The organism is Bradyrhizobium sp., from assembly GCF_016462955.1.
In the GTDB taxonomy this organism is placed as follows: domain Bacteria; phylum Pseudomonadota; class Alphaproteobacteria; order Rhizobiales; family Xanthobacteraceae; genus Bradyrhizobium.
Window position 1 is genome coordinate 2,155 of record NZ_JAEMSD010000739.1, and the last position, 399, is coordinate 2,553.

At 69.4% G+C, this 399-nt stretch carries 1 pseudogene; it reads left to right on the forward strand.

Features of this window, described 5'->3' with window-relative positions:
* Positions 1–55: 55 nt before the first annotated feature.
* A pseudogene (locus tag JHD07_RS37660) lies at positions 56–399 on the forward strand (methyl-accepting chemotaxis protein); the annotation flags it as partial.

Consider the following 399-nt stretch of genomic DNA (forward strand, 5'->3'; position numbering starts at 1 on the left):
TCTCAACCGTGCTGTGCGGCGGCTGAAAGACATCACCGCTGCGGCCGATCGTGCGATGAGCGTTCCCCTCGCGACGCGCGACAGCGCGGCGACGAAGGGCTTCCTGCCCGGTGTTGCCGAGGTCCTCGCCAATCTCGAACCCGTCATGAACCGGCTCGAGGCGAAGGTGATCAACGCCGACTCCTCGCTTGCGGCGCTGCTCAACCTGGCGCGGACGGCGCAGGATCTGCGCGTGTCGGCCGGCAGCCGTGCGGCCACGCTGTCGCCTGCGCTCTCCGCGCGCCGCCCACTCACCGCAGCTGAACTGACGCTGATGGACCGCATGCAGGGACGCGTCGAGGCCGATCGCGAGCGCATCGAGGCCGGCGTCGACCAGCTTGGAAATCCCACCCGCATCGC